The 2522-nt window shown below is 69.7% G+C and carries 4 protein-coding genes; all 4 read right to left on the minus strand.

What is annotated here, in order from left to right:
- Nucleotides 1-181 (minus strand): hypothetical protein (locus N864_RS21415; protein ID WP_034722210.1); only part of this gene is annotated, 181 nt, incomplete at its 3' end.
- A complete protein-coding gene (gene ctaC, locus N864_RS21420) occupies nt 178-1086 on the minus strand; it encodes an aa3-type cytochrome oxidase subunit II (RefSeq protein ID WP_034722213.1) in 909 nt (302 codons plus the stop codon). The genes ctaC and N864_RS21415, both read right to left, overlap by 4 nt.
- Nucleotides 1087-1330: 244 nt before the next feature.
- A complete protein-coding gene (gene aat / locus N864_RS21425) occupies nt 1331-2005 on the minus strand; it encodes a leucyl/phenylalanyl-tRNA--protein transferase (RefSeq protein ID WP_034722216.1) in 675 nt (224 codons plus the stop codon).
- Between the two features lie 9 nt (nt 2006-2014).
- Nucleotides 2015-2522: PfkB family carbohydrate kinase (locus N864_RS21430; RefSeq protein WP_034722217.1), on the minus strand; the 508-nt coding region annotated here is incomplete at its 5' end.

The following is a 2522-nucleotide window of genomic DNA, read 5'->3' on the forward strand; positions in this document are numbered from 1 at the left end:
CGACGAGCTCGGCCCGGATGATGAGCGCCATGACGCCACCGAGCAGGAAGAACAGGAACGACGTGATGAAGTAGAGGTTGCCGATCCGCTTGTGGTCAGTGGTGGTGACCCACTTGACGAAGGTGTGGACGGCGGTGGTCTGGTGCGGCGTTGGGGTGGTCGTCAGCGTCGCAGCGCTCATTGATTGACACTTCCGGTGAGAGCAGGGGCGGGCACGAGCTTGGAGTCTCCCTGGACGAGCGGCTCACGGCTGACGTCGACGGGGACCTGGCCCTTCTGACCGATGGCGGCCAGGTGTGCCATCTCCTTGTCGTACTCCGCCTGGGAGACGATCTTGACCATGAAGAGCATCTCCGAGTGGTAGGCGCCGCACAGCTCGGCGCACTTGCCCTGGAACTCACCCTCCTGCTGGGTCACGATCTGGAGTTTGTTGGTGCGCCCGGGGATCATGTCGAGCTTCGTCATGAACGCGGGCACCCAGAAGCTGTGGATGACGTCGCGGGCGTTGAGGACGAACTCGACACGCTTGTTCACGGGCAGGTAGAGCACCGGCATCTGCGCCCGGGCGCCGGGCTTGCCGTCGAGCTGGGTGTGCACGCCGCTCTCGTAGACGTTGGAGTCGACGTAGTTGAAGTCCCAGCTCCACTGCTTGGCGACGACGCTGATCGTGACGTCGGGCTTCTTGCTCGTGTCCGTCAGGGCGGCCTCGTCGCGGGCGGTGTAGTAGAAGAACACCGCGACCATGAAGATCGGGATGATGGTGTAGAGCAACTCGACCGGGATGTTGTAGCGCAGCTGCACCGGGAGCGTGTCGTCACCCTTGCGCCGGCGGAAGCGCACCGCGGCGTAGAGCATGAGGCCCCACGTGATGACGCCGACCGCGAGGACGGCGATCCAGCTGCCGACCCAGAGGTCAGTGACGCGTCGGCCGCTGTCGGAGACCGCCTCGGGCAGGAAGCCGTTGGACAGCTTGCCCTGACAGCCGGTGAGCGCGATTGCGCTGACCGCGGCGATCCCCGTGACCCGGGCCCACCGCCGTCGCCGTGTCACCACAGGGGTGTCAACGTGCTCAGGCACCACGTGCACCTTTCATTCGGAGCGCACGCGGATGACCGACACGCGCTCGAGCAGTTCAAAGTTCTCCACGGGCACGGTCGTGCCCACACGCATGCACCCTACCCCCACGCGTTCCCCACTGTCGGGAGGGGGCCGCATTCCGTTTCGGGCGCCGTTCGCGTGCTCGACCGTGACGAATCCGTATGCCGCTCAGCGGGCGAGCGCTCTCACGCCGGCTCGCGTCGTGGCTCCCGTTCGGGCCTGTCCGGGGCCGTCAGCGCCAGGGCTCGGGCAGCGGCAGCTGGAGCGCCCGCGCGAGCAGCTCCCGGTAGCGCGACCGGGGCACCTCGGTGACTCCGAGCGAGGCGAGGTGCGGGGTGCGCCACTGCACGTCGATGAGCCGGTCCCCCAGCCCGTCGGCCGCGACGAGCGCGTGCAGGTGCACGAGGGCCGCCTTCGAGGCGTCACGGGCATGGTGGAACATCGACTCGCCGGCGAACAGGCCCCCGATCGCGACGCCGTACAGCCCGCCGACGAGGCGGTCGTCCTGCCAGGTCTCGATGGAGTGCGCCCACCCCGCCTCGTGGAGACGGACGTAGGCCTCGACGACCTCAGGGGTGATCCACCGGCCGGGGCGCTCGGGGTCGGCGCACGCCTCGATGACCTGGCGGAACGCGGTGTCGACCCTGACCTCGAACCGGGGCAGCACCTTGCGCAGCGACCGGGTGACGCGCAGGTCGCCGAGCCTCAGCACTCCCCTCGGGTCCGGCGACCACCAGCCGAGGGGTGGCGCCCCGTGCTCGCCGACGCCCATCGGGAAGACGCCCTCGCAGTAGGCCTGGAAGAGCGTGGCGAGGCCGAGGTCGGCACCGACCCCGACGAGGTCCTCCCCCGGCGGCACCCGGTCGAGGTCGAAGTCCCAGTGCGACGGGCGGGGCGCTTGGGGCACGGCGTGTCGTCAGGGACGGGGCCCGCTGATGTGCGGCGCGATCTCCTCGGCCGCGTCCGCGCCGTAGGCGTCCGCGAGCCGCTCGAGGAACTCGGGGATGCGCAGCGCGTACTCCTGCGTGCCGACCGTCTCGAGGACGTATGTCGCGAGCATCGATCCGAGCTCGGCGCACCGCCGCATGGGCAGCTTGGCCGACAGGCCGGTGAGGAAGCCGGCGCGGAAGGCGTCGCCGACCCCGGTCGGGTCCGCGCGCCGCACCTCGCGGGCCGCGGAGACCTCGATGGGCTCCTCGCCGCGGACGCGGACCGTCACGCCGTCCTTGCCGCGCGTCTGGACCTGCACCCGGACTCGTTGGGCGAGCTCCTCGGCGGTCCAGCCGGTCTTCTGGCAGGCGAGGTGCGACTCGTACTCGTTCGTCAGTAGGTAGTCGGCTCCGTCGATGAGCCGCCGGATCGACTCGCCGTCCATGAAGGCCAGCTGCTGCGAGGGGTCGGCTGCGAACGGGATCCCGCGGGTG

It is taken from the genome of Intrasporangium chromatireducens Q5-1 (assembly GCF_000576575.1).
GTDB lineage: Bacteria > Actinomycetota > Actinomycetes > Actinomycetales > Dermatophilaceae > Intrasporangium_A > Intrasporangium_A chromatireducens.